The sequence below is a fragment of the Streptomyces sp. NPDC060205 genome (assembly GCF_042728395.1).
In the GTDB taxonomy this organism is placed as follows: Bacteria; Actinomycetota; Actinomycetes; order Streptomycetales; family Streptomycetaceae; genus Streptomyces.
Genome location: NZ_JBHWZP010000001.1, coordinates 75,689 through 101,657, shown reverse-complemented (window position 1 = coordinate 101,657; position 25,969 = coordinate 75,689). Strand labels below are relative to the sequence as shown.

The 25,969-nt window shown below is 72.6% G+C and carries 20 protein-coding genes and 1 riboswitch; of the genes, 13 read left to right on the top strand and 7 right to left on the bottom strand.

Annotated features, from left to right (window positions below; translation table 11 throughout):
- Nucleotides 1–70: 70 nt before the first annotated feature.
- Entirely contained in the window at nucleotides 71–3,664 is a 3,594-nt protein-coding gene (gene cobN / locus ACFWGJ_RS00420; RefSeq protein ID WP_387319977.1) for a cobaltochelatase subunit CobN, read from the bottom strand.
- Nucleotides 3,665–3,756: 92 nt separating this feature from the next.
- A riboswitch (cobalamin riboswitch) is annotated at nucleotides 3,757–3,831 on the bottom strand.
- Between the two features lie 101 nt (nucleotides 3,832–3,932).
- On the opposite strand from cobN, the gene cobG reads away from it, so the two are divergent.
- Genes cobG through ACFWGJ_RS00405 form a run of 3 tightly spaced genes read left to right on the top strand, consistent with a single transcriptional unit; the run spans nucleotide 3,933 to nucleotide 7,449 of the window.
- Nucleotides 3,933–5,246, top strand: coding sequence for a precorrin-3B synthase (cobG, locus tag ACFWGJ_RS00415; protein WP_387319976.1), 1,314 nt, complete (start codon nucleotides 3,933–3,935; stop codon nucleotides 5,244–5,246).
- 26 nt (nucleotides 5,247–5,272) lie between these two features.
- Nucleotides 5,273–5,935 (top strand): precorrin-8X methylmutase, encoded by a 663-nt coding sequence (locus ACFWGJ_RS00410; RefSeq protein ID WP_387319975.1) that lies wholly within the window; start codon nucleotides 5,273–5,275, stop codon nucleotides 5,933–5,935.
- Nucleotides 5,932–7,449 carry a precorrin-2 C(20)-methyltransferase gene (locus tag ACFWGJ_RS00405; RefSeq protein ID WP_387319974.1) on the top strand — a complete coding sequence of 506 codons (1,518 nt, stop codon included), beginning with the start codon at nucleotides 5,932–5,934 and terminating at the stop codon, nucleotides 7,447–7,449. Before ACFWGJ_RS00410 ends, ACFWGJ_RS00405 begins: the two co-directional genes overlap by 4 nt.
- Before the next feature lie 144 nt (nucleotides 7,450–7,593).
- Here the strand turns inward: ACFWGJ_RS00405 and ACFWGJ_RS00400 are convergent, their stop codons facing one another.
- Nucleotides 7,594–8,355, bottom strand: a complete 762-nt coding sequence (locus ACFWGJ_RS00400) for a cobalt-precorrin-6A reductase (RefSeq protein ID WP_387319973.1) — start codon at nucleotides 8,353–8,355, stop codon at nucleotides 7,594–7,596.
- A gap of 18 nt (nucleotides 8,356–8,373) precedes the next feature.
- Here ACFWGJ_RS00400 and ACFWGJ_RS00395 point away from each other — a divergent pair, with 18 nt between their 5' ends.
- Nucleotides 8,374–9,540, top strand: coding sequence for a cobalt-precorrin-5B (C(1))-methyltransferase (locus ACFWGJ_RS00395; RefSeq protein ID WP_387319972.1), 1,167 nt, complete (start codon nucleotides 8,374–8,376; stop codon nucleotides 9,538–9,540).
- Between the two features lie 34 nt (nucleotides 9,541–9,574).
- On the opposite strand, the gene cobM is transcribed toward ACFWGJ_RS00395, so the two are convergent.
- Both cobM and cbiE read right to left on the bottom strand, forming a co-directional pair.
- Nucleotides 9,575–10,324: a precorrin-4 C(11)-methyltransferase gene (cobM, locus tag ACFWGJ_RS00390; RefSeq protein WP_387319971.1), complete on the bottom strand. Its 750-nt coding sequence runs from the start codon at nucleotides 10,322–10,324 to the stop codon at nucleotides 9,575–9,577.
- Nucleotides 10,321–11,613: a precorrin-6y C5,15-methyltransferase (decarboxylating) subunit CbiE gene (gene cbiE / locus ACFWGJ_RS00385; RefSeq protein ID WP_387319970.1), complete on the bottom strand. Its 1,293-nt coding sequence runs from the start codon at nucleotides 11,611–11,613 to the stop codon at nucleotides 10,321–10,323. The genes cobM and cbiE overlap by 4 nt, the downstream gene beginning before the upstream one ends.
- Before the next feature lie 170 nt (nucleotides 11,614–11,783).
- On the opposite strand from cbiE, the gene ACFWGJ_RS00380 reads away from it, so the two are divergent.
- From ACFWGJ_RS00380 to ACFWGJ_RS00365, 4 genes are all read left to right on the top strand, one after another.
- Entirely contained in the window at nucleotides 11,784–12,521 is a 738-nt protein-coding gene (locus tag ACFWGJ_RS00380; protein ID WP_387319969.1) for a winged helix-turn-helix domain-containing protein, read from the top strand.
- A gap of 50 nt (nucleotides 12,522–12,571) precedes the next feature.
- Nucleotides 12,572–13,861, top strand: coding sequence for a sensor histidine kinase (locus tag ACFWGJ_RS00375; protein WP_387319968.1), 1,290 nt, complete (start codon nucleotides 12,572–12,574; stop codon nucleotides 13,859–13,861).
- 221 nt (nucleotides 13,862–14,082) lie between these two features.
- Nucleotides 14,083–16,029 (top strand): glycoside hydrolase family 9 protein, encoded by a 1,947-nt coding sequence (locus ACFWGJ_RS00370; RefSeq protein ID WP_387319967.1) that lies wholly within the window; start codon nucleotides 14,083–14,085, stop codon nucleotides 16,027–16,029.
- A gap of 44 nt (nucleotides 16,030–16,073) precedes the next feature.
- Entirely contained in the window at nucleotides 16,074–16,922 is an 849-nt protein-coding gene (locus ACFWGJ_RS00365) for a class I SAM-dependent methyltransferase (protein WP_387319966.1), read from the top strand.
- Between the two features lie 31 nt (nucleotides 16,923–16,953).
- On the opposite strand, the gene ACFWGJ_RS00360 is transcribed toward ACFWGJ_RS00365, so the two are convergent.
- The 3 genes from ACFWGJ_RS00360 to ACFWGJ_RS00350 form a co-directional block, all read right to left on the bottom strand.
- Nucleotides 16,954–17,616, bottom strand: coding sequence for a hypothetical protein (locus ACFWGJ_RS00360; RefSeq protein WP_387319965.1), 663 nt, complete (start codon nucleotides 17,614–17,616; stop codon nucleotides 16,954–16,956).
- Entirely contained in the window at nucleotides 17,613–18,308 is a 696-nt protein-coding gene (locus ACFWGJ_RS00355; protein WP_387319964.1) for an HAD family hydrolase, read from the bottom strand. Before ACFWGJ_RS00355 ends, ACFWGJ_RS00360 begins: the two co-directional genes overlap by 4 nt.
- A 127-nt stretch (nucleotides 18,309–18,435) precedes the next feature.
- Nucleotides 18,436–19,458 (bottom strand): LacI family DNA-binding transcriptional regulator, encoded by a 1,023-nt coding sequence (locus ACFWGJ_RS00350; RefSeq protein WP_387319963.1) that lies wholly within the window; start codon nucleotides 19,456–19,458, stop codon nucleotides 18,436–18,438.
- A 334-nt stretch (nucleotides 19,459–19,792) separates the two neighbouring features.
- Here ACFWGJ_RS00350 and ACFWGJ_RS00345 point away from each other — a divergent pair, with 334 nt between their 5' ends.
- The 5 genes from ACFWGJ_RS00345 to ACFWGJ_RS00325 all read left to right on the top strand — a co-directional run bounded on the left by ACFWGJ_RS00345 (nucleotide 19,793) and on the right by ACFWGJ_RS00325 (nucleotide 25,923).
- A complete protein-coding gene (locus ACFWGJ_RS00345; RefSeq protein ID WP_387319962.1) occupies nucleotides 19,793–21,160 on the top strand; it encodes an extracellular solute-binding protein in 1,368 nt (455 codons plus the stop codon).
- A gap of 100 nt (nucleotides 21,161–21,260) precedes the next feature.
- Nucleotides 21,261–22,169 (top strand): carbohydrate ABC transporter permease, encoded by a 909-nt coding sequence (locus tag ACFWGJ_RS00340; RefSeq protein ID WP_387319961.1) that lies wholly within the window; start codon nucleotides 21,261–21,263, stop codon nucleotides 22,167–22,169.
- A gap of 2 nt (nucleotides 22,170–22,171) precedes the next feature.
- Nucleotides 22,172–23,059 carry a carbohydrate ABC transporter permease gene (locus ACFWGJ_RS00335; protein WP_387319960.1) on the top strand — a complete coding sequence of 296 codons (888 nt, stop codon included), beginning with the start codon at nucleotides 22,172–22,174 and terminating at the stop codon, nucleotides 23,057–23,059.
- Nucleotides 23,060–23,117: 58 nt separating this feature from the next.
- Nucleotides 23,118–24,635 carry an alpha-N-arabinofuranosidase gene (locus ACFWGJ_RS00330; protein ID WP_387319959.1) on the top strand — a complete coding sequence of 506 codons (1,518 nt, stop codon included), beginning with the start codon at nucleotides 23,118–23,120 and terminating at the stop codon, nucleotides 24,633–24,635.
- A 91-nt stretch (nucleotides 24,636–24,726) separates the two neighbouring features.
- Nucleotides 24,727–25,923, top strand: a complete 1,197-nt coding sequence (locus tag ACFWGJ_RS00325) for an exo-alpha-sialidase (RefSeq protein ID WP_387319958.1) — start codon at nucleotides 24,727–24,729, stop codon at nucleotides 25,921–25,923.
- Nucleotides 25,924–25,969 lie beyond the last annotated feature (46 nt).

Sequence of the window (25,969 nt, the reverse complement as noted above, 5' to 3'; positions counted from 1 at the left end):
GGCCGGAGGGGAAACCCCTCCGGCCCTCGCTGTGTTGCTGTCCTCGGTCAGTACTTACCGGCCCCGGGGCTCAGTCCTCGCCCTCCAGGTCCCCTTCCGTCTCCAGGTACACCTGGCGCAGCGCCTCCAGCACCGCCGGGTCCGGCTTCTCCCACATCCCGCGCGACTCCGCTTCGAGCAGCCGCTCGGCGATGCCGTGCAGGGCCCAGGGGTTGGCCTGCTGCAGGAACTCGCGGTTGGCCGGATCCAGGACGTACGTCTCGGTGAGCTTGTCGTACATCCAGTCGGCGATCACGCCCGTGGTGGCGTCGTAACCGAAGAGGTAGTCGACGGTGGCGGCGAGTTCGAAGGCGCCCTTGTAGCCGTGGCGGCGCATCGCCTCGATCCACTTGGGGTTGACGACCCGGGCGCGGAAGACCCGGGAGGTCTCCTCGACGAGCGTGCGGGTGCGGACCGTCTCGGGGCGGGTCGAGTCGCCGATGTACGCCTCGGGGGCGGTGCCGCGCAGCGCCCGGACGGTGGCGACCATGCCGCCGTGGTACTGGAAGTAGTCGTCCGAGTCCGCGATGTCGTGCTCACGGGTGTCCGTGTTCTTGGCGGCGACGGCGATGCGCTTGTACGCGGTCTCCATCTCGTCGCGGGCCGGCCGGCCGTCGAGTTCGCGGCCGTAGGCGTAGCCGCCCCACACCGTGTAGACCTCGGCGAGGTCGGCGTCCGTGCGCCAGTCGCGCGAGTCGATGAGCTGCAGCAGCCCGGCGCCGTACGTACCGGGCCGGGAGCCGAAGATACGGGTGGTGGCGCGCCGTTCGTCGCCGTGCTCGGCCAGGTCGGCCTGGGTGTGGGCACGGACGAAATTGGCTTCGGCCGGTTCGTCGAGGGAGGCGGCCAGGCGTACCGCGTCGTCGAGCAGGCCGATCGTGTGCGGGAACGCGTCCCGGAAGAAGCCCGAGATGCGCAGGGTCACATCGATACGAGGGCGGCCCAACTCCTCGTACGGGACGGCCTCCAGGCCGGTGACCCGGCGTGAGGCGTCGTCCCAGACGGGGCGGACGCCGAGCAGGGCGAGGGCTTCGGCCACGTCGTCGCCGGCCGTGCGCATCGCGCTGGTGCCCCACAGGGAGAGGCCGACGGAGGTGGGCCAGTCGCCGTTGTCGGTGCGGTAGCGCTCCAGGAGGGAGTCGGCGAGGGCCTGTCCTGTCTCCCAGGCGAGCCGCGACGGGACGGCCTTGGGGTCGACGGAGTAGAAGTTCCGGCCGGTCGGCAGGACATTGACCAGACCGCGCAGGGGTGATCCGGAGGGTCCTGCCGGGACGAAGCCGCCGTTCAGGGCGTGCACGGTGTGGTCGAGTTCGGCGGTGGTCCCGGCGAGCCGCGGGACGACCTCGCGGGCGGCGAACTGAAGGATGGCGGCGACCTGTTCGCCCTGGTCGGTGGGGACGGCGGCCGGGTCCCAGCCGGCGTCGTCCATCGCCTGCACCAGCGCGCGGGCCTTGTCCTCCGCCTCGTCGGCGGTGGTGCGGGTCGCGGCCGACTCGTCCAGGCCGAGCGCCTCGCGCAGACCGAGCAGAGCGGCGCTGCCGCCCCAGATCTGGCGGGCGCGGAGGATCGCGAGGACGAGGTTGACGCGGTCGGCGCCCTGCGGCGGATTGCCGAGGACGTGCAGGCCGTCGCGGATCTGGGCGTCCTTGATCTCGCACAGCCAGCCGTCGACGTGCAGCAGGAAGTCGTCGAAGCCGTCGTCCTCGGGGCGGTCCTCAAGTCCCAGGTCGTGGTCGAGCTTCGCGGCCTGGATGAGGGTCCAGATCTGGGCGCGGATCGCGGGCAGCTTCGCCGGGTCCATGGCGGCGATCTGGGCGTGCTCGTCGAGCAGTTGCTCCAGCCGCGCGATGTCCCCGTAGGAGTCGGCGCGGGCCATCGGCGGGACCAGGTGGTCCACGAGCGTGGCGTGGACGCGGCGCTTGGCCTGGGTGCCCTCGCCCGGGTCGTTGACCAGGAACGGGTAGACGAGCGGCAGGTCACCGAGGGCGGCGTCCGGGCCGCAGGCGGCGGACAGGCCGGCGTTCTTGCCGGGCAGCCACTCCAGGTTGCCGTGCTTGCCGAGGTGGATCATCGCGTCCGCGCCGAACCCGCCGTCCGCGTGCGCGGCGGCGATCCAGCGGTAGGCGGCGAGGTAGTGGTGCGAGGGCGGCAGATCGGGGTCGTGGTAGATCGCGATCGGGTTCTCGCCGAAGCCGCGCGGCGGCTGGATGAGGACCAGCAGGTTCCCGCGGCGCAGCGCCGCGAGGACGATGTCGCCCTCCGGGTTGCTGCTGCGGTCGACGAACATCTCACCGGGCGCCGGGCCCCAGTGCTCCTCCACGGAGGTGCGCAGCGACTCGGGCAGGGTCGCGTACCAGCGCTTGTAGTCGGCCGCCGGGATACGGACCGGGTTGCGGGCCAGCTGCTCCTCGGTGAGCCAGTCCTGGTCGTGGCCGCCCGCCTCGATCAGCGCGCGGATCAGCTCGTCGCCCTCGCCCGAGACCAGACCGGGGATGTCCTGCTCGGGCCCGAAGTCGTAGCCCTCGCCGATGAGTCGGCGCAGGATCGCGACGGCGCTCGCGGGGGTGTCGAGGCCGACGGCGTTCCCGATCCGCGAGTGCTTGGTCGGGTACGCGGACAGCACCAGCGCGAGCCGCTTCTCGGCGGCCGGGATGTGCCTGAGGCGGGCGTGGCGTACGGCGATCCCGGCCACCCGGGCGGCCCGCTCGGGATCGGCGACGTACGCGGGGAGGCCGTCCTCGTCGATCTCCTTGAAGGAGAACGGCACGGTGATCAGGCGGCCGTCGAACTCCGGGACCGCGATCTGGCTCGCCGCGTCCAGGGGCGAGACACCCTCGTCGTTCTCCTCCCAGGCGGTCCGCGAGCCGGTCAGGCACAGGGCCTGGAGGATCGGGATGTCCAGGCCGGTGAGGGCGCCCGCGTCCCAGGACTCGTCGTCGCCGCCCGCGGAGGCCTCGGCGGGCTTGGTGCCGCCGGCCGCGAGGACGGTCGTGACGATCGTGTCGGCCGCCCGCAGCTCCTCGATCAGCTCCGGCTCGGGGGCGCGCAGGGAGGCGACGTACAGCGGGAGCGCGCGACCGCCCGCGTCCTCCACCGCGTCGCACAGGGCGCCGATGAAGGCCGTGTTGCCGCTCATGTGGTGGGCGCGGTAGTAGAGCACCGCGATGGTCGGGGCGCCGGGGATCTCGCGGGCCGTGCGCTCCAGCGGGCCCCAGGTCGGGGCGGGGGCGGGCGGGTCGAAGCCGTGGCCGGTGAGCAGGACCGTGTCCGAGAGGAAGCGCGCCAGCTGGTCGAGGTTGTCCGGGCCGCCGTGCGCGAGGTAGGCGTGGGCCTCGGCGGCGATGCCGATGGGCACGGTGGAGGCGGCCATCAGCTGGGCGTCGGGGGCCTGTTCGCCGGTGAGGACGACGACCGGGCGGCCGTCGGCGAGCAGCAGGTCGAGGCCGTCCTCCCAGGCGCGCAGACCGCCGAGGAGACGTACGACGACGAGGTCGACGCCGTCCAGGAGGGCGGGGAGGGCGTCGATGTCGAGGCGGGCCGGGTTGGCGAACCGGTAGGGCACCGGACCGTCGGCCGCGCGAGCGCTGAGCAGGTCGGTGTCGGACGTCGACAGCAGGAGGATCATGTGGCGTCGGGCCTTCCTCGGGGTCCGCGCCCCGGGCGGTGGTGGACTGGGTCTCCCCGTGCTCACGCGCGAACTCGTGAGCTGGGGAAAGGGAGTTCCTGGCTCACCCGGATTCTCTGGCCGGGCTCACAGTGGCGGGACCGCGCCGGCTTCGCACCGGCTTCCTCCCCTGTCGCCGTGGTGGCGGTGGCGGATCGGATGATCCGCCGAAAGGAATAGTAAGGGTCGGGGAAAAAGGGCGGGGCATACAGCCTGCGGGAACGTAGGTATGCTCGCCGCCATGTCCTCGGCTGCCCTCCGTCCATCGTCCCAGGCCACAGCGGTCTCACGGGACCGCGGTGACGCCTGCCCGGGGACCCTGCGGCTGCACGCGGCGGACGACGGGGCGCTGGCCCGGGTCAGGATCCCCGGCGGTGTGCTGACCGTCCGCCAGGCAGAGGTGCTCGCCGACGCGGCCGAGCGCCTGGGCGACGGTGACGTGCATCTCACCTCGCGCGGCAACGTACAGCTGCGCGGACTGGCGGACGGGTGCGGGGCAGCGCTGGCCGAGTCGCTGACCGCCGCCGGGCTGCTGCCCTCACGCGGGCACGAGCGCGTGCGCAACATCGTCGCCTCCCCGCTGTCGGGTCTCGACGCCCAGGGCTTCCTGGACGTACGGCCCTGGCTGTCGGCCCTCGACACCGCGCTGTGCGCGAGCGAGGCGGCGCAGGCGCTGTCGGGACGGTTCCTGTTCGCGCTGGACGACGGGCGCGGGGACATGGCCGACCTCGAAGCCGACGTGACGGTACGGGCCGCGGCGGACGGCGGCGCGCAGCTCGCGCTCGGATCGGCGGGCCAGGCACTGCACCTGTCCGCCGAGGACGCGCCGCGGGCCGCGCTGGCGGCGGCGGAAGCGTTCCTGGAGGCCGAACGGGCGGGCGGGACCCGCGCCTGGCGGGTGGCCGAGCTGGCGCTCGCGGACGACGAGTTGACCGCGCTGGCCGGCCGTCGTCTGACGGCGGAGGGCATCGGCCACCGGCGGCGGGTACGGGAGACCGGCCGCGCGGACGGCCCGCAGCCGGGAGTGGTCGGGGACGCCTTGTCCGTACACGTTCCGCTGGGCCGCTTCTCGGCGCCTCAGTGGCGGGAGTTGACCCGGGTCACCGTCGGTGAGCTGCGGCTGACCCCGTGGCGCGGTGTGGTTCTTCCCACTCCGGGGACGAGCGCCGCACAGCGGACCGAGGCGCTGGCCCGCCTCGACACCGTGGGCCTCGTCACCGCTCCGGACTCGCCCTGGCTGCGCGTCGGCGCGTGCATCGGGCGGCCGGGCTGCGCCAAGTCGCGGGCCGACGTACGGGCGGACGCGACCGCCACGCTCGGTGCGGTCGGTGCCCTGCAGCACCAAAGCGGCCTTCCCCTGTACTGGTCCGGGTGCGAGCGCCGCTGCGGGCACCCGCGGGGTGAGCGGATCGATGTCGTCGCCGCACCCGAGGGGGGTTACCGGCTGTCCGTCGCCGGACCCGGACCTGGAGACGACGGAGCGCGCGCAGTCGACCTGGACGACCCTTCCCGTCTCGCCGTCGCCCTGGCGAAGATCACATGAACCCGAGTGGCCCGAACCCGAACCGTATGACGACCGAGAGCAGTGAGAAGAACACCGTGACCACGTACGACTACGAGAAGGACGGCGCGGCGATATACCGCCAGTCCTTCGCCACGATCCGCGCGGAGGCGGACCTCGCGGCGCTGCCCCCCGACGTCAGCCAGGTCGCCGTACGGATGATCCACGCCTGCGGGATGGTCGACCTCGTACGCGACCTCGCCTTCACCCCGGACGTGGTGTCACGGGCCCGTGCAGCCCTGCGCGCCGGTGCGCCGATCCTCTGCGACGTCCAGATGGTGGCCAGCGGGGTGACCCGCAAGCGGCTGCCCGCCGACAACGACGTGCTCTGCACGCTGTCCGACCCGGCCGTCCCTGAACTGGCCGCGAAGCTGGGCACCACGCGCAGCGCCGCCGCGCTGGAGCTGTGGCGCGACCGTCTTGAGGGTTCCGTGGTGGCCATCGGCAACGCCCCCACGGCCCTGTTCCGCCTCCTGGAGATGATCGAGGAGGGCGCGCCGCGTCCGGCCGCCGTCATCGGCGTCCCGGTCGGCTTCATCGGCGCCGCCGAGTCCAAGGACGCGCTCGCCGCGCACCCGTCCGGTCTGGACCACCTGGTCGTACGCGGCCGTCGCGGAGGCAGCGCCCTGGCCGCCTCCGCCCTCAACGCGATCGCTAGCGAGGAAGAGTGAACGGCGAGAACGGCAAGAGTGGCAAGAACGGCAAGCTGTACGGGGTCGGGCTCGGCCCCGGCGACCCGTCCCTGATGACCTTGCGGGCCGTCGAGGTCATCGCCGAGGCGGACGTGATCGCCTACCACAGTGCCCGGCACGGGCGGTCCATCGCCCGCTCGATCGCGGCCAGGCACATACGCGAGGACCACATCGAGGAGCGGCTCGTCTATCCGCTCACGGTGGAGACCACCGACCACCCGGGCGGCTACCAGGGCGCCATGGACGAGTTCTACGCCGAGGCCTCGGCCCGGCTCGCCGCGCACCTCGACGCGGGGCGCACGGTGGCGGTCCTCGCCGAGGGCGATCCGCTGTTCTACGGCTCGTACATGCACATGCACAAGCGGCTCGTCGACCGTTACGACACCGAGGTCGTCCCCGGTGTCACGTCCGTGTCCGCCGCCGCGGCCCGGCTCGGCACCCCGCTCGCCGAGGGCGAGGAGGTGCTGACCATCCTGCCGGGCACGCTGCCCGAGGAGGAGCTGACCGCGCGGCTCGCCGCGACCGACGTGGCCGTGGTGATGAAGCTGGGCCGTACGTTCCCCAAGGTGCGGCGCGCGCTGGAGAGTTCGGGGCGCCTCGACGAGGCCCGGTACGTCGAGCGGGCCACCATGGACGGGGAGCGCGTCGCCGAACTGGCCGACGTGGAACCGGAGTCGGTGCCGTACTTCTCGGTGGCCGTCCTGCCCAGCCGGGTCGACGCCGAGCGGCCCGTACGGGAGCAGGGCGAGGTCGTCGTGGTCGGCACCGGGCCCGCCGGACCGCTGTGGCTGACCCCCGAGACGCGGGGCGCCCTCGCCGCCGCCGACGACCTGGTCGGTTACACCACCTACCTCGACCGGGTGCCGGAGCGGGCCGGGCAGCTCCGGCACGGCTCGGACAACCGCGTGGAGGCCGAGCGCGCCGAGTTCGCGCTCCAACTGGCCCAGCGGGGGCGGCGGGTGGCCGTCGTCTCCGGCGGCGACCCGGGCGTCTTCGCGATGGCGACCGCCGTCCTTGAGGCCGCCTCGCAGAAGGAGTACGCGGACGTCCCGGTGCGGGTGCTGCCGGGGGTGACCGCGGCCAACGCCGCCGCCGCCCGCGCGGGCGCACCCCTCGGCCACGACTACGCCACCGTCTCCCTGTCCGACCGGCTCAAGCCGTGGGAGGTGATCGCCGAGCGGCTGCGCGCGGCGGCCTCGGCGGATCTGGTGCTGGCCCTGTACAACCCCGGTTCGCAGAGCCGTACCTGGCAGGTGGGCAAGGCCCGCGAGCTGCTGCTTGAGCACCGGGCCCCGGACACGCCGGTCGTGGTCGCCCGGGACGTGGGCGGGGCGGGTGAGCGGGTACGGATCGTGCGGCTGGGTGAGCTCGACCCGGGTGAGGTCGACATGCGGACCGTTCTGCTGGTCGGGTCCTCGCAGACTCGGGTTGCCGTGCGGCGCGGGGGTTCTGAGGAGATTGTCTGGACACCTCGGCGGTATCCGGAGGCCTGAGCGCGTTGCCTGCGGCGCGGCGGGCTCGGTGTGGTGTGGGTTGGGTGCGGGTGCACTGTGGCTGGTCGCGCAGTTCCCCGCGCCCCTTGAAGGGCCAGTCGACTGCGGGTGCGTCGTGGCTGGGCGCGCAGTTCCCCGCGCCCCTTAGGGGCGCTCGACTGCGGGGCGCCCCATTCGTTGTGTGACCCAGTGGGCCGCCGACTCGGGGGTGGTGGCCACCTGGACGCCTTCTGGAGTCGGCGGGCGGCGGATCACCACCACCGGGACGCCCGCCTCTCGTGCCGCCGTCAGTTTGGGTGCCGTGGCTGCGCCTCCGCTGTCCTTCGTCACCAGGACGTCGAGGTGGTGGCGGCGCAGCAGGTCGCGTTCCCCGGCGAGCGTGAAGGGGCCGCGGTCCAGCAGCACCTCCATGCGGGCGGGATACGGGGGCTCCGGCGCGTCGACGGACCGTACGAGGAACCACAGGTCGTCCAGGTGCGCGAACGCGGCCAGGCCCATGCGGCCGGTCGTGAGGAACACCCGCCGGCCGAGCCCGGGCAGCAGCCTCGCCGCCTCCTCCAGTGAAGCGGCCTCGTGCCAGTCGTCGCCCTCGACCGGGGCCCAGCCGGGGCGGCGCAGCGCGAGCAGGGGAACACGGGCCGTGGCGGCGGCGCTCGCCGCGTTGAAGCTGATCTTGTCGGCGAAGGGGTGGGTGGCGTCGATGAGCACGTCCACCGCGTGCTCGCGCAGCCACGCGGCCATCCCCTCGGCTCCGCCGAAACCGCCGACCCGGACCTCGCCCGGCGGCAGCCGAGGGCTGCCCACCCGCCCGGCCAGGGAACTCGTCAGGTCGAGGCCGGGGGTACCGTGCAGGAGCCCGGCCAGCTGTCGGGCTTCGGTCGTTCCGCCGAGTATCAGTACGTGCATGGAGATCCGGGTCCGTTCATGAACAGCGAAGAGCAGGGTGCCGACGCCGGTGCCGGTTCCACAGCCGGTGCCGGCGAGGCGAAGGGCGGGCGCGGGGCCCAACTCAAGCACACCGGGCTGCGGCCCGGCTGGACCACCGGCGCCTGTGCGACCGCGGCCACGACGGCCGCGTACACCGCGCTGCTGACCGGGGAGTTTCCCGACCCGGTGACCATCACGCTGCCCAGGGGGCAGACGCCGTCGTTCGCGCTCGCGGCCGAGGAGCTGACGGACACGTACGCGATGGCGGGGATCGTGAAGGACGCGGGTGACGATCCCGATGTCACGCACGGCGCGCTGGTACGGGCCACGGTCCGGCGGCTTCCCGCGGGTGCCGGGGTGGTCTTCCGGGCGGGCCCGGGCGTGGGCACGATCACCCGTCCGGGGCTGCCGCTGGCCGTCGGTGAGCCCGCCGTCAACCCGGTCCCCCGCCGGATGATGAGCGAGCACGTCGCCGAGGTCGCGGCCCGGCACGGCGGCACCGGCGATGTCGAGATCACCGTCTCCGTCGACCACGGCGAGGAGATCGCCCGCTCCACCTGGAACCCGCGGCTCGGCATCCTCGGCGGCCTGTCCATCCTCGGCACCACCGGCATCGTGGTGCCGTACTCGTGCTCGGCCTGGATCGACTCGATCCGGCGGGGCGTGGACGTGGCCCGCGCGGCGGGGCGTACGCATGTCGCCGGGTGCACGGGGTCGACGTCGGAGAAGACGGTCGTCGCCGAGTACCGGCTCCCCGAGGACGCGCTGCTCGACATGGGGGACTTCGCGGGCGCCGTGCTCAAGTACATCCGCCGGCATCCCGTCGACCGGCTGACCATCTGCGGCGGCTTCGCCAAGCTGTCGAAGCTGGCCGCGGGGCATCTGGACCTGCACTCCGCCCGCTCCCAGGTCGACAAGGGGTTCCTCGCCGAGCTGGCCCGGCGCGGCGGGGCGGGCGAGTCGCTGGCCGCCGAGGTGGCCGGGGCCAACACCGGACTGGCGGCGCTCCAACTGTGCATGGCGGCCGGGGTCCCGCTGGGCGAGCTGGTCGCGACGACCGCCCGCGACGAGGCCCTGGCCGTGCTGCGCGGGGCGCCGGTCGCGGTCGACGTGATCTGCATCGACCGGGCGGGCACGGTGGTGGGGCGCAGCACGGTGGCGTGAGCCCCGCACACCGCCGGCACGTGCTCAGCCGGCATCAGCAGACGTGGCGGTCCCGCTCGGCCGAGTACAGATGGCTGTCGCGGAACTGCTCGGCACCCAGGGTCCGCCCGACCATGATGACGGCGGTCCGCAGCACGCCGGCCTCCTTCACCTTCCGGGCGATCTCGTCCAGCCTGCCGCGGATGACCAGCTCGTCGGGGCGGGAGGCGTAGGCGACGACCGCTGCGGGACAGTCGGCGCCGTAGTGCGGAAGCAGTTCGTCGACGACCCGGTCCGCGTACCGGGCGGCGAGGTGCAGCACGATGAGCGCGCCGCTGCGGCCGAGGGTGGCCAGGTCCTCCCCCTCCGGCATGGCGGTGGCGCTGTGGGCGATACGGGTGAGGATGACCGTCTGGCCGACGGTCGGCACGGTCAGCTCCCGCTTCAGGGCGGCTGCCGCCGCGGCGAAGGCGGGGACTCCGGGGACGACCTCGTACGGCACCCCGGCCGCGTCCAGGCGCCGCATCTGCTCGGCCATCGCGCTGAACACCGACGGGTCCCCGGAGTGCAGCCGGGCCACGTCGTGGCCCTCCTCGTGCGCGCGGACCGTCTCGGCGGTGATCTCGTCGAGGTTGAGCTGCGCGGTGTCGATCAGCCGGGCGTCCGGCGGGCATTCGGCCAGCAGTTCGCGCGGGACCAGGCTGCCCGCGTACAGGCAGACGTGGCAGGCGGCGAGCGTACGGGCGCCGCGCACCGTGATCAGGTCGGCGGCACCGGGTCCGGCGCCGATGAAGTACACGGTCATCTGTCTGCTCCTGAACGGGGGTGGCGGAGGTCGAGGGTCTTCTGTACGGCCCACTGGGTGACCGGCATCGCCTGCCGCCAGCCGGTGAACCCGCCCACCGGTACGGCGTGCGCCACGGCGAGCCGTACCAGCTCACCGCCGTGGCGCCGGTAGGCGTCGGCGAGCAGTGCCTCCGACTCCAGGGTCACGGTGTTGGCGACCAGCCGTCCGCCCGCGGGCAGCGCCTCCCAGCACGCGTCGAGCAGGCCGGGCGCGGTGAGCCCGCCGCCGATGAACACGGCGTCGGGCGGCGGGAGTTCGGCCAGGACCGCGGGCGCGGCACCGGTGACGACCCGCAGCCCGGGCACACCGAGCCGGTCGGCGTTGCGGGTGATGCGCTCGGCCCGTACCGGGTCGCGTTCGACGGTGACCGCCCGGCACGAGGGGTGCGTACGCATCCACTCGATCGCGATCGACCCCGAGCCGCCGCCGATGTCCCACAGCAGCTCGCCGGGGGTGGGGGCGAGCGCGCCGAGCGTGGCGGCCCGGATGTGCCGCTTGGTGAGCTGTCCGTCGTGCTCGTACGCGTCGTCCGGCAGCCCCGGCACGGCGCCGAGCCGCAGGGCGTCCGGGGCCCGCCGGCATTCGACGGCGACGATGTTGAGGGGGTCGCCCGACGGGTGCGCCCAGTCGTCGGCGGTCGCCTCGGCGGTCGTACGTTCCTGTCCGCCGCCGAGCTGTTCCAGCACCCGCATGCGGCTGGGGCCGAAGCCGCGGTCGCGCAGCAGGGCGGCGACCTCGGCGGGGGTGGTCGCGTCCGCGCTGAGCACGAGGAGCCGTCGGCCGTCGTGCAGGGCGGCGGCGAGACGGGCGGCGGGCCGGCCGACGAGGGTGACGACCTCGACGTCCTCCACGGGCCAGCCGAGGCGTGCGGCGGCGTGGGAGACGGAGGAGGGGTGCGGCAGGACGCGCAGTGCGCCGAGTTCGGCGTCGGGCAACTCGTCGAGCACCTCGGTGAGGGTGCGGCCGATGCCGTAGAACATCGGATCGCCGCTGGCCAGCACGGCGATCCGGCGGCCGGCGTGGGCGGCGAGGAGGCCGGGGACGGCGGGGCGCAGGGGCGAGGGCCAGCTGATCCGTTCCCCGGCGCACTCCGCCGGGGGCAGCAGGTCCAGCTGGCGTCCTCCCCCGATCAGGACCTCGGCGTCGCGAAGTGTCGTACGGGAGGGGCCCGGCAGGCCTTCCCAGCCGTCGGCCCCGATCCCGACGACGGTGACGGCGGGCTGCGGTCCAGGTCGCGCGGGGATCACTGCTCGGTACCTCGGAATTCGGCGGCGGGTCCCGGGACGGGGCTCACGAACGGTTCCCGGGAGGGACGACAGGAACGCACTTTACGGGGCGCCGACCTGCACGCCTGCGCTCGGGTACGCAGGTCGGGGCCGCCGTGGACCCGGCGTCGGCAGCGTCTAAGCTCCAGGTCATGCGCGTACTGGTCCTGGAGGACGATCCCGATCTGGGGCCCGTCGTCGCAGCTCGGCTGCGTGAGGCGGGGTTCGCCGTGGACCTCGCACGGACGCTGGCGGAGGCCGACCTCAAACTCGCGGTGAACGGCTACGACTGTGTCGTGGCCGACCGCTCGGTCCCGGACGGCGACTCGCTCACACTGCTCGCCGCGCACCGGCGCAAGGGTTCGGCGCTGCCCTTCCTGCTGCTGACGGCGCTGGACGCGGTGAGCGACCGGGTGGCCGGCTTCGAGCACGGGGCGGACGACTACCTGGTCAAGCCGTTCGCCTTCGCCGAACTGGTCGTACGGGTGCGGGCGCTGTGCCGCAGGGAGCAGCCCGCGCGGTTGCCGGTCCTGCGGACGGGTGACCTTGAGATGGATCTGCCCAGGCGCCGTGTGTCCCGCGCGGGGGTGCTGCTCAGCCTCTCTGCCAAGGAGTTCGCGGTGCTGGAGGTACTGATGCTGCGCGCGGGCCAGGTGGTGACGCGTACCGAGCTGATCGAGAGCTGCTGGGACGAGGCGAGCGAGCCGATGTCCAACGTGGTGGACGTCCTGATCGGCCAGCTCCGACGCCGGCTCGGACCGCCCGACCCGATCGGGACGGTACGCGGCGTCGGCTACCGGCTGGACGACACGGACCCGGACGGCCCGGACCCGGATGACACCGGCCAGGGCGACACCGGCCAGGAACGGCCCTCGGGGGCGCGGACATGATGCGCCTCCGCCGCCCGGCGGCCATGCCCTCCGCATCCCCCGCATCCCCCATGTCGCCGGCCGTCGCCCGGCTGCGGCGCACCCGCCGGTCCATGACGCTCCTGTTCGCCGGGGCGACCGCGGCCTGTCTCGTCGTCCTCGCCGCCGTCGCCGTCCGCATCGACGCCGAGTCCCGCCGGTCCGGCCTCGACCACGAGGTGGGCAGCCGGGCAGTCGGCCTGTCGCGGGCGGTCTGGTTCAACGACGGGGCGTTGCACCTTGAACCGCTGCGTGAGGACGAACTCGCCCGGAGCGCCGAGGTGTTGGCCGTCCTGGAGGTCGCCCCGGGGGAGTCGCCGTCGGTCTGGAACGTCGTCCCCGCACGCTCGGCGCTCCCCCGCGAGGACTGGCTCGACCATGTCTGGCGGGACGTCCTGGAGGAGCAGGAGACCGTCTCCGTCAGTGCCCCCTCCGAGAAGGGCGAGCGTCTGCGGTGGGCCGCGGCTCCCGTCTGGGACGGCGACCGGATCGGCGCGGCCGTGCTGGTCGGCACGGCACTCGCACGCAGCGAGCACGACCACGACCTCCTGGTCCGCTGGCTGGCTCTCGGCTGTACGGCCCTGGTGTGCTGCGCGGCGGCCGTCGGCCATCTGCTGTCCGGCCGGGCCATGCGTCCCGCTCTCGTCGCCCTGGGCCGGCAGGAGCAGTTCCTGGCCGAGGCGGCGCACGAACTGCGTACACCGCTGGCGACGTTGCGGCTGGTGGCGGAGCGCGACGGTTCCTCCGACCAGACGCTACGGATGGTGGACCGGCTGAGCCGCCTGGTCACCGGCCTGCTGGCCCGGGCCCGCACCGAGGCCGGTACGCAGCAGGTCGAGCTGGTGCCGCTGCGCCTCGACCAGCTGGTGGAGACCACGGTCGAGGAGTTGCCCGACCACGGGGGTGTCACGGTGAACTCGGAGGAACCGGTGGTGGTACTCGGAGATCCCGACCTGCTGGCCCAGGCGGTACGGAACCTGGTGGAGAACGCTCAGCGGCACGGGGGTCCGGCGGGTGCGCCGGTGGAGGTCACCGTCGCTCCGGGGCTCGTGCGGGTCCGCGACCACGGAGCGGGCGTGCCTCTCGCGGACCGGGAACGGGTCTTCGCGCGAGGGGTCACCGGGGCTGCCGTAGCCGGGTCGACGGCAGGCCCTGCCCTCACGACGGACGCCGTCCCGGGCACGGGCGCCGGCCTCGCCATCGTCCGCTGGGTCGCCGAGCTGCACCACGGCACCGCCCACCTCACGGACGCTCCCGGCGGCGGCCTGCTCGCCGAACTCCGCCTGCCGGAACACCCGCCCCGGACGCCCCCGGCCCCGTAACCGCCCCCGCACCGCGACTCGGTCGCCTCGCATCGCGTCACGCGGTGCGGACGCCCTCGCGGCCTCCGGGACTTCGCGCTCTTACGAGTGCGCTGATCGCCGTCGCGCGGGTCGCGCGCCCGCGGAAAGGGTGCCGGACGCCGAACCGGGCGGCCTGTCGACGGACGCCTCACCCGCCCCTCCTCATCGTCATCTCATGAAGGCTCCGGCACGGTGGACGCATGAACTCTGCGCGTACATCCCGGCTGCTGATCGGCTCAGCCGCGGGTCTCGGCATCCTGCTCCTCGCCGCGAGCCTGCACGGGCTGCCCTTCGGCGGCGACGGGCCTGTCTCGACCGAGGTGGCCATCAGGGTCGACCAGGTCGGGTACGCGCGCGGCGAGGCGAAACGGGCCTACGTCATGGGACCCGCGGCGGCACTCGCGGGAGCGCGCTTCAAGGTCGTCGACGCCAGGACCGACGACGTGGTCACGGCGGGGAGGCTCGGAGCCGTCACCGGCCGCTGGAACGCCGAGTACCCCTCGGTACGGGCCCTCGACCTCTCCGCGCTGAACACGCCCGGCACCTACCGCGTCGTCCTGAGCGGGAGCGCGGCCGGCCGCTCGCCCGCCTTCCGGGTGGCCGGAGCCCGCGAACTGATGACCCCGCTCGTACGCGACAACGTCCGCTTTCTCCAGGCGCAGCGCGACGGGGCCGACGTCGTCACCGGCGGCCCCCGGAACACCCTGCGGCATGGTCCCTCGCATCTGGCCGACCAGGACGCGACCGTCTACGAACCGCCGGAGTACGACGAGGAGGGCACCGAACTGCTCGACGAGGAGCTGACCCCGGCCGGCGAGCGGGTCGATGTGTCGGGCGGATGGTTCGACGCGGGGGACTTCCTCAAGTTCACCGGCACCACCTCCTACTCCGTCGCCGCGCTCCTGCTCGCGCAGCGGGACCTGCCCACCATGGCGGAGCTGTCGGACGAGGCCACGCACGGGCTGGCCTGGCTGGACAGGATGTGGGACGGCGACACCGAGACCCTGTACGTCCAGGTCGGCATCGGGGCGGGCAACGAGGCCGTACGGACGGATCACGACGTGTGGCGGCTTCCGGAGGCCGACGACCGGCTCGACGTGTCGCCCGGCGACCCGGACTACACGATCAAGCACCGGCCGGTCTTCCGCGCGGCCGAGCCGGGCGAGGGGGTCAGCGCCAGTCTGGCGGGGCGGATGGCGGCGGCCTTCGCCCTGGCCGCACAGCGCTCCGCCGCCGATGATCCCGAGCAGGCCCGGGAGTGGCTGGACAAGGCCGCCGCCGTCTACGCCCTGGCCGACACCGCCCCCGACCCCGACGAGCCGCCCCTCACCGCGATCCCGGGGAACTTCTATCCCGAGGATTCCTGGCAGGACGACATGGAGTTCGGCGGTGCCGAACTGGCCCTGGCCGCGCAGGCGCTCGGGGACGACCGGGAGGGCGACTGGGCGGACGACGCGGCCCGCTGGGCCGGGGCGTATCTGCGCTCCGACGTCCGGGGCACGCTGGGCGTCGCGGATGTCAGCGCCCTGGCCCACGTGGACCTGGCCACCGTCCTGGACGGCGGGCGGGCGCACGGGATCGCGGCGGCGGACCTGTACGACGATCTGCGCCGCCAGGTGGAGGACGGGGTCGACCGTGCCGGGGACGATCCGTTCGGGGCCGGTGCCGTCTACGACGACTTCGACGCCGTCCCGCACACCTTCGGGCTGGTGGCGACGGCCCGTCTGTACGCCGGCGCGACCGGGGACACACGGTACGCGGCCTTCGCCGGCCGGCAGCGCGGCTGGGCCCTCGGCGCCAACCCCTGGGGAACCAGCTTCATGATCGGCGCGGGTGAGGTCTATCCGCACTGTCCGGAACACCAGTTGGCCAACCTCGGGGGGAGCCTGGACGGCACGGGCGCCATTCTGCGGGGAGCGGTCGTCAACGGCCCCAACGCCGCAGCGAAACTGGAGGAGTTGAACAGCTTTCCCACGATGAAGAAGTGCACGGCCGCCCCACCGGAGGGCGCCTGGAGCGACTTCGACGGCAAGGGTGCGCGCTACCTGGACGACGTGGGCGCCTGGCAGACCGTGGAGCCCTCCCTGGACTTCACCACGACGGCCCTGCTGGCCTTCGCCCTGACCGCGCGAGCCGGCGAACGGTAGTCTCACGCGGACGCTCCGACGGAGATACCGGTGGAAAGGCGGACATGAGCACCGACTGGGAGTGGGACGGCACCCTGTTCCTCGGCACGGCCGCCTACTACCGGCGCGGCAGGCTTCCGTACGCCCCCGGGCTGGCGGACGCGCTCGCCGGGATCCTGGAACTCGACGGGCGGGGACGCCTCCTCGACGTGGGATGCGGACCCGGCACCGTCGCCCTGAGCCTGGTGGACCTGTTCGAGGAGGTCGTCGGCGTGGACCCGGACAGCGGGATGATCGCCGAGGCCACTCGGGAGGCCGCCGGGCGCGGGGTGGAGGAGAAGACGCGGTGGGTCCGGGCCCGGGCCGAGCAACTGCCCGCCGGTCTCGGGACGTTCGACGTCGCGGTCTTCGCCCAGTCCTTCCACTGGACGGACCGGGACCTGGTGGCGGCCATCGTGCGCGACATGCTCCGGCCGGGCGGAGCGCTGGTGCACATCTCCGACCTGAAGACACAGACCCGGACCGTCGGGACCGTCGACGGACTGCCGCATCCGGCGGTGCCGTACACGGCGCTCGAAGAGCTGGTGAGCGGCCGTCTCGGGCCGGTCCGCCGGGCCGGCCGGGGCGTGCTGCCGCACGGGACGCCCGGCGGTGAGGCGGCGGTGTTCCACCGGGCGGGCTTCACCGGCCCCCAGCGGCAGGTGGTCCCCGGCGGCCAGGCGCTGGAGCGCACGGATGACGACGTCGTCGCGGGCGTCTTCTCGATGTCGTTCTCGGCCCCGCACCTGTTCGGCGCCGGCCGGGACGACTTCGAGGACGCCGTACGCCGCCTGCTGCGGACGGTCTCCCCGACGGGACGGTTCTCCGAACGCCAACCGGGCACGGAGATCCACGTCTGGCGCAAGGCTCCCTGAGCCGCGGGGCCTCCCGTGCCCGGTGCGGGCCCTAACCGCTGTGGGTGGCGCTGCGGATCGCCCGCCAGCGGCGGATGAAGAACCGCAGGAAGAGCGTCTCGCAGAGCACGGCGTAGAGGAGGACGCCGCCCACGACGGCGAGATCGTCCCGCAGGGTCGGGCTGGGCTCCAGCCGTCCGACCAGGAAGTAGCCGCCGAGGCTCTGGGCGAGCACGCCGGTGCTGAGGATGAACACCGCGGTGGCGATGTACGGGTAGCCCATGTGCGTACCGGAGGAGACGAGCCGGGATTCCCAGCTGAGGACGTCGCCCGTGCCCAGCAGCCTGTTGATCCGGCGCTCGACCGCCGCGACGCCCTGACCGGCCCGCTGGGAGCGGTGGTACTCCCCCAGCCAGATCAGCAGGCTCGCCTTCGCGGCTCCCGGGACGAAGAGCAGACAGGCCGGGATCAGGACGCCCCGGGGCAGATCGGAGGTGATCATGGCGGCGGTGACGACCGCGAGGGAGGTGAACGCGAAGTTCATGATCTGGATGCGGTTGCTGATCGCCTGCAGACTCTCCGAGCGCAGCGAGTTGTACTCCGCGAGCAGCGCCGTCAGCGCCGCGGGATCCGCAGGTCCCGGAGCGGCGGAGGCGGACCGTACGACGGGGATCGCCTTACGTGGGGCGGGAGTTGCCGGTGATGGATCGGTCACCCAGTGATTGTGTCCAGCAACTCCGCGGCCGACACACCGGACACGCCGCCGGACTCCTCACCGGACGCGTCTGCGGACTCGTGCTGGAACGCGTACTCGACGGTGCGGAAACCCAGCGCCCGAGCGCGCGCCAGGTTGGCCCCGCGGTCCTCCACGAACAGGGTGGCGGACGGGGCGACCCGCTCCGCGGCGATCTCCAGGAGGCCGCGCCCGGGTGTGCTCTTGGAGACGCCGAGCCCGCTGGACAGGAAGACCAGAGCCGGGTCGATCCACCGGTCCAGACTCAGCCGGTCCGCCTGCTTCGCGTACCAGAAGGACGTGTTGTTGGAGGCGATGCCCACCGGCCGGGCTCCGTCGGCACAGGCCGCGGCGAGCAGTGCTCCGGCGGCGGGGTTCGCCACCAGCAGCTCCTCCTCCAGCTCCTTGACCAGCTGTGCGGGGATGTCGCAGTCCAACCGCCGGGACAGTTCGCTCCAGTACTCCGCCTCATCGGCCTCGCGCACGCTGAACGCGCGCCAGCAGTGCCGGCCGGCCTCCAGTACGGCGGACCGGTCGAGCCCCAGACGGTCCCCGAGCCCCGCTCCCGGGGTCAGCAGCAAGGACTCCCAGGGGTCGCTGAAGAGGACGTTGCCGAGGTCGAAGAGGATCACCGAAGGACGGCCGGCTTCCGCGGCACCGGGATACGCGTTCACCTGCGGGCCCCTTCGTTCCGTCGCGGCGGCGCGCCAGGACGCGGCGGCCGGGGATCGCGACGCTAGCATGCCGGCGCGCCGCGCCCGGGCCGCAGGCGGGAGCCGCAGAGGGGTCGGGAGCCGCCCGTCACCGCGCTTCCGGCGTCCGCGTGCTCTCCCGTACCACCAGTTCGTACCCGGCGATGAGTCGCGTGTGGGGGGCCTCCGCGTCCGTGGTGATCCGGTGCAGCACGGCGTCCACGGCCAGTTCGGCGATCTCGCGCTTGTCCGGGGAGACGGTGGTCAGCGACGGGACGCTGTAGCGGGTCTCCTGGATGTCGTCGAAGCCCACGACCGCCAGGTCCTGCGGTACGCGCAGTCCGTGTTCGTGCGCGGTGCGCACCGCGCCGGAGGCGAGCAGGTCACTGAAGCAGAAGACGGCGTCCGGGGGCTCGTCCAGGGCGAGCAGGACCCGCATGGCCGCGGCTCCGTCGGCGCGGGTGAACTCGCCGGTGTCCGGGACGAGTCGGGGGTCGTGCGGCACACCGGCGGCGTGCAGCGCGGTCAGGAAGCCGTGCATGCGCTGCACGGTCGTGGCGTGGGCCCGGTCCGAGGGCTGGCCGATGACTCCGATGCGCCGCCGGCCGAGCCGGAGCAGATGTTCGGTGGCCTCGCGCGCCGCCGCGGAGTTGTCGATGAGTACGTGATCGGCCGGGATCTTGTACGACTGCTCGCCCAGGAGGACGAGGGGTACGCGGCGCTCGCGGTTGGCGAGCATCGTCTCGTCGAGGCAGAGCGGGCTGAGCAGCACTCCGTCGATGAGGGGGTCGCTGAGTCCGCAGGCGATGCGCAGTTCCTCGGCGGGGTCTCCCCCGGTGTCCTCGATGAGGACCGTGCAGCCGCGCTTCTTGGCCGCCGCGATGACCTCGGCGGCGAGTTCCGCGAAGTAGGGGGCGACCAGTTCGGGCACGGCCAGCGCGATGATGCCGCTGCGGCCGGTGCGCAGATGGCGTGCGGAGGCGTTGGGCTGATAGTCGAGTTCGGCTATGGCGCGCAGCACCCGTTCCCGGGTCTGTTCCGCGACCCGGGCCTCGCCCCGGACGACGTTCGAGACCGTCTTGATCGATACGCCCGCGCGCTCGGCGACGTCCTTGAGGCGTGCACCTGCCATGGTGGTCGCCCCTCCCTCCCGGCTTCCTTCCGGCCGACGGCCGGCGACCGACGGCCGCCTTCCGCGTTGCTCCGTCACGCGTATCGGTCCGGTGCGCTGCTCAGCGTAAGCCATGTTCCAACGTTGTAATGGCTTCGCTCACCAGTTGAGCGATATCGACCGATATGGCATCTACGGCTCGTCGAACAGGAAGTTCGTGCAGAAGTGTTGACGTCACATTTCCCCGGGGATACAACGTTGTAACCGCCTCGAAGCAGTGCCCGAGCGGATCGGTTCGATCTCCCATTCCAACGTTGTACTCCTTGAGTTTTCCGCCGTGGAAGGACGCATGCCCATGCGGGACCGCACGCCGCACACCTCCCCGCCCGCTCCGTCCCGGCGCCGGCTGCTGCGCGGCACCCTGTCGCTCGGTGCCGTCGCGGCCTCGGCCGCGGCGCTCGGCGGCTGTGACAGCACCCTCGCGCAGGGGTTCACCGGCGGGTCGCCCACCCCGGACCGGCTGAACTTCTGGAACCCCTTCACCGGCGGTGACGGTGAGCGGCTGCTCGCGATGCAGGCCGCCTACCGGGCCGGGCACAGGAAGACGGACCTGAAGTCGGCGACCTTCGTCTGGGGCAACCCGTACTACACGAAGCTCACCCTCGCCACGCTCGGCGACCGGCCGCCGCAGGTCGCCATCAGCCATCTGTCGAAGGTGCCGACGCTCGCCGAGGCGGGCCTGCTCGCCGAGATCCAGCCGGCCGATCTGGCCCGGCACGGCCTGACCGAGGACAAGTTCGACGCGCGGCCGTGGAAGAAGTCGCAGCTGGACGGCAAGCTGTACGCCATCCCGCTGGACACCCATCCCTTCGTGCTCTACTTCCGTACCGACATCGCCGAGAAGGCCGGACTGCTCGACGGCAAGGGGCAGTTGACGGACGTGGACGGGCCCGACGCGTTCATCGACGCCCTGCGCGCGGCGAAGGAGGTGACCGGGCAGTGGGGCGGCTCGATCGCCTCGGTGAAGGACGCCTCGACGCAGTTCCGGCTCTTCTGGTCGTTCTACCGGCAGATCAGCGGCGGCGATCTCGTCGCCGACCAGGGCAGGAAGGTCGTCATCGACACGGAGGCCGCGGCCGAGGCCCTCGCCTACATCCGCCGTCTCACCGCGGAGAAGGTCGTCCCGACGACCACCGACGGCCCCGGTGCCATCACCATGCTCACCACCGGCAAGGCCGGCTTCCTGATGGACGGCGTCTGGCAGGTCCTCACGGTCCAGGGCTCCAAGGTGAAGTTCGACATGCGGCCCCTGCCGCGGATCTTCGACGACGCGCCGTACGCCTGCGCCGCCGACTCGCACTCCCTCGTCCTGCCCAAGGCACCCTCCGACTCGGCGCAGCGCCTCGACCTCTCCCTGGGCTTCGTCGCCTCCCTGCTGGGGTCCAGCAAGCTGTGGGCGGAGGGCGGCCACATCCCCGCCTGGCTGCCGACGCAGCGGTCGGCGTCCTACAAGGCCCTCGAACCGCAGTCGCACTACGCCGCTGCCGCCGACGGGGCCGCCTACGACCCGGCCGCCTGGTACGGGGGCGCGGGCAGCAGCCTGCAGATCGTCATCGGCGACGCCGTGACCTCGGTGTTCACCGGGGCCACCAGCCCGACGGCCGGAGCCGCCCGGATGAGGCGCGAACTGCGCGAGCTGGCAAGCCGGCCCTCGCCGGTGTAGCCCGGCGCCCGCCACCGCTCGCCCACTGTCTCCACCACGGCCCGCATCGGGCCCCCGTACGTCGTGAGATCCCGTATGTCCTGACTGAAAGGGCCGTCCCATGGCCACGACAACTGCACCGACCAAGGCCCGAGGCAGAGGTGACCGCTGGGCCGGTCCGGGGATGCTGTTGCCCTTCTCCCTGTTCTATCTGGTCTTCCTGGTGGGGCCGCTGATCTACACCGTCGTGGCCGGCTTCTTCGACACCAGCCTGCTCAAGTCGGGCCTCGGCGACTTCGCCGGCTTCTCGAACTACTCGACCGTGCTGGGCGACAGCGAGTTCTGGCGCACGCTGAAGAACACCCTGTGGTTCACCGTGCTGACCACCGTCCCCCTGGTGCTGCTCAGTCTGACGCTGGCGATCCTCGCCGACCGCTTCGTCCGGGGCCGCTGGTTCTTCCGCTTCGCCTTCTTCGCGCCGTTCGTGCTGCCCTCGGCGGTCGTCGCGCTCATGTTCACCTTCATCTACGCCGACCAGGTGGGCCTCGCCCAGCAGGCCGCGACCTGGGTCGGCGTGGACACCCCGCCGTCCTGGCTCGGCGACCCGGACTGGGCGATGATCTCCATCGCCGCCGCCACCGTGTGGTGGACGCTCGGCTTCAACTTCGTCCTGTACCTGGCCGGTCTGCAGGACATCCCGCGGTCCGTGCACGAGGCCGCGGCCATCGACGGAGCCGGTCCCTGGCAGCGCATCCGCCATGTGGTCGTGCCGATGCTCGGCCGCACCACGACCCTCGTCACGGTCCTCCAGGTGGTCGCCTCCCTGAAGGTCTTCGACCAGATCTACATGCTGACCAACGGCGGCCCCGACGGAAGCACCAGGCCCTCGCTCCAGCTCATCTACGACACCGGCTTCGTCGAGGGCCGCGTCGGCTACGCGTCGACCGTCTCGCTGCTGCTCTTCGTGGTGATCCTGCTGGTCTCGCTCGTCTGGTTCGCCCTCGTCCGCCGCGCCGAGAAGGAGCGCTGATCATGACCGCCACCGCCACCCCGCCCGTGACCGAGCCGCAGGCCCCCGCGGCCGAGCCGCGGCGCAGGTACGACGCCGAGCGCCTGTTCAACCGGGTGGCCCTCGGAGTCCTCGTCGCCTTCTCACTGCTGTGGCTGGTGCCGCTCGCCTGGGCGCTCGCCACCTCGATCCGGCCCGCGCAGGAGGTCATCACCGACCCCACGAGCTGGTTCACCGCCCACCCCACCCTCGCCGCGTACGGGGACATCTTCGACGCGGGGAAGCTGCCCTACTGGTACGCGAACAGCTTCATCACCTCGATCCTGACGACCGTGCTCACGGTGCTGGCCGGCTCGCTCGCCGCGTTCGCGCTCTCGCAGACCCGTTTCCGGGCGCGCCGCGTCGCGTTCGTGATGCTCCTCGCCGGGATCATGATCCCCGGCCAGGTGCTGATGATCCCGCAGTTCCTGGCGCTCCAGGAGGCGGGCCTGCTGAACACCTACTGGGGCGTCGTGCTCCCCCAAGTCCCCAATGTCGTCGCCGTGTTCGTCTTCAAGCAGTTCTTCGACGGCATCCCGAGGGAACTCATCGACGCCGCCCGCGCGGACGGCGCGTCCTGGCTGCGCACGTACCGGCAGATCGTCATGCCCATCTCGCGGCCGGTGATCTCCGCGGTCACGATCTTCGTGTTCGTCGGGGTCTGGAACAACTTCCTGTGGCCCCTCCTGGTCGTCACCGACCCGGAGATGATGACCCTCCCCGTCGGCCTGACCTCCGTCCAGGACGTCTTCGGCGTCCCCTACGCCCAGCTGATGGCCTCCGCCGTGCTCGGCGCCATCCCGCTCCTCGCCGTGTTCGCGCTGTTCCAGCGCCGCATCGTCGAGGGCATCGCCGGAACCGGCCTCAAGTAGTCCCCGACACAGGCCGGTTCACGCCCCAAGAGTTCACACCCCTGAGAAAGGCTCCAGCATGCCGCACACCGCACGGTTCACCGTCGACCCCGAGTTCAGCGTCGGGGAGGTGGACCCGCGCCTGTACGGAACGTTCGTCGAGCACATGGGACGCTGCGTCTACACCGGCATCTACGAGCCCGAGCACCCCTCGGCGGACGCCGCCGGTTTCCGCACGGACGTCGCCGACCTCGTACGGGAGCTGGGTACGGGCCTGGTCCGCTACCCCGGAGGCAACTTCGTCTCCGGCTACCACTGGGAGGACGGCGTCGGCCCCGCCGCCGAGCGGCCCCGCCGGCTCGACCTGGCCTGGCGCTCCATCGAGACCAACCAGGTGGGCACCAACGAGTTCCTCACCTGGGCCAAGGAGCAGGGACTCGACCCGATGATGGCGGTCAACCTCGGCACGCGCGGCATCGACGCCGCCCGCGCCCTGGTGGAGTACTGCAACCAGCCCGGCGGCACCGCCTGGTCCGATCTGCGGATCAAGCACGGCTACGCGGCGCCGCACGACGTCAAGCTGTGGTGCCTGGGCAACGAGATGGACGGTCCCTGGCAGACCGGCCACAAGACGGCCACCGAGTACGGCCGGCTCGCGGCCGAGACCGGCAAGGCGATGCGCCAGGTCGACCCGACCATCGAACTGGTCGCCTGCGGCAGCTCCAACGCGGCCATGCCGACCTTCGGCACCTGGGAGCGCGAGGTCCTGGAGCAGACGTACGACGAGGTGGACTACCTCTCCCTGCACGCCTACTACGAGGAGTTCGACGGCGACCGCGCCAGCTTCCTGGCCTCCGGGGCGCACATGGACCAGTACATCCGCGACGTGGTCGCCACCGCCGACCACGTCCGGGCGGCGCGCGGCGCCAAGAAGCACATCCGGCTCTCGTTCGACGAGTGGAACGTCTGGTACGCCGCCCGGTTCGTCGGCGAGCGGAATCTGGAGACCGCCGAGACACCCCGGCTGATCGAGGACACCTACAGCGTGACCGACGCCGTGGTCGTCGGCTCGCTCCTCATCACGCTCCTGCGCAACGCCGACCGGGTGGCCATCGCGTGCCTGGCCCAGCTGGTCAACGTCATCGCCCCGATCCGCAGCGAACCGGGCGGCCCCAGCTGGCGGCAGACCATCTTCCACCCCTTCGCCCAGGCGGCCCGGTTCGCGACGGGCAAGGTGCTGCGCACCGAGGTCACCGGGTCGCGGATCGACACCGAGCGGCACGGTGACGTGTCTGCGCTCGACTCGGTGGTGACGTACGACGAGGAGAGCGGCGCGGTGACCGTCCTCGCCGTCAACCGCGGCCAGGAGCAGTCGCTGAACCTGCGGGCCGAGCTGCGCGGCGCGCTGTCCGGCTACCGGGTGCTTGAGCACCTCGTGCTGGCCGACCAGGACCCGGACGCCGTCAACACGCAGGCCGAGCCGGACCGGGTGACCCCGCGCGCCGACGGCGGAGCCGAGGTCTCGGCCGACGGCGCGCTGGAGGCGGTACTGGCCCCGGTGTCCTGGAACGTCATCCGCCTGGTCCCCGGCGCCTGACACCTGCCCCCGCCCTGCCCCCTGCTGTGTGACGTCACCCCTGGCGTCACCGACCGAACAGATCCGACCCCCACCCCATTGGGAGCATCTGATGTCGGCAAGACCGCGTACCCCCATACCCCCACTCCGCCTGGCCGCCCTCCTCTCCGCGCTGGTCGCGCTCCTGGCCACACTGCTCACCGCGCAGACCGGCACGGCCGGCGCGGCGAGCGGCACCGTCCTGCGCAACGACACCGGCCTGTACCCCCGGGCCATCCGTCTCGCGTACAACGGGAGCGCCAACGGCCGCGTCCTGTCGTCGGTGGTCACCTTCTCCGGGAACAACGGACTCGGGACCATCTACGAGAGCACCGACGCGGGCGGGTCCTTCCGTCAGGTCGGCGCGGTGAGCGACCCGGAGGCGGCGGGCGGCCAGGGCCTGTGCTGCTCCACGCTCTTCGAACTCCCGCGGGCCATCGGGAGCCTGCCCGCGGGCACCCTGCTCTGGGCGGCCTCGGTCGGCCAGGACGAGACGAACCGGCGCATGGCGTTGCGCGTCTTCAAGAGCAACGACGTGGGCCGCACCTGGAGTTACCTGTCCACCATCGCGACCGCGGGCAGCACCGGCGGCCTGTGGGAGCCCGAGTTCTCCGTCGACGCCTCCGGGCAGCTGGTCGCGCACTACTCGGACGAGACCGACGCGGCCCACAGCCAGAAGCTGATGGCCGCGCGCACCTCGAACGGCACGACCTGGACGGGCCACCACGCCACCGTCGTCAGCTCCCTGGTCTCCGACCGGCCGGGCATGGCGGTCGTCCGCAAGCTCGGCAACGGCACCTACTTCATGTCGTACGAGATCTGCTCCGCCGGCGGCCAGTACCAGTGCGTCGTGCACTACCGGACCTCGCCCGACGGCTGGGACTGGTCGAGCGGACCGTTCCTCGGCTACCGGCCCGAGACGGCCGACGGCAAGTACTTCAAGCACGCGCCGACCGTGGCCTGGTCCCCCGAGGCCGGCAACCCGCTGGGCCGGCTCTTCCTGATCGGCCAGGTCCTGTACAACAAGGACGGCAGCGTGGCCGCCGGGAACAACAGGACGGTCTGGGTCAACAGCGCGGGCGGCAGCGGCACCTGGCGGGAGATCCCCGCGCCCGTCACCGTCTCGTCCACGGTCGTCGACTACTGCCCCAACTACAGCTCGGCCCTGCTGCCCTCGGCCGACGGCAACAACCTGCTGGAGATCGCCACCGACTGGGACGGCGGCATCTGCAAGCCGTACTTCGCCACCAGGTCCGTTCCGTCCTCCTGAGTCCGTTCGCAGCATGACCTGTGGGCCGGTCGCGACACGTCGTCGC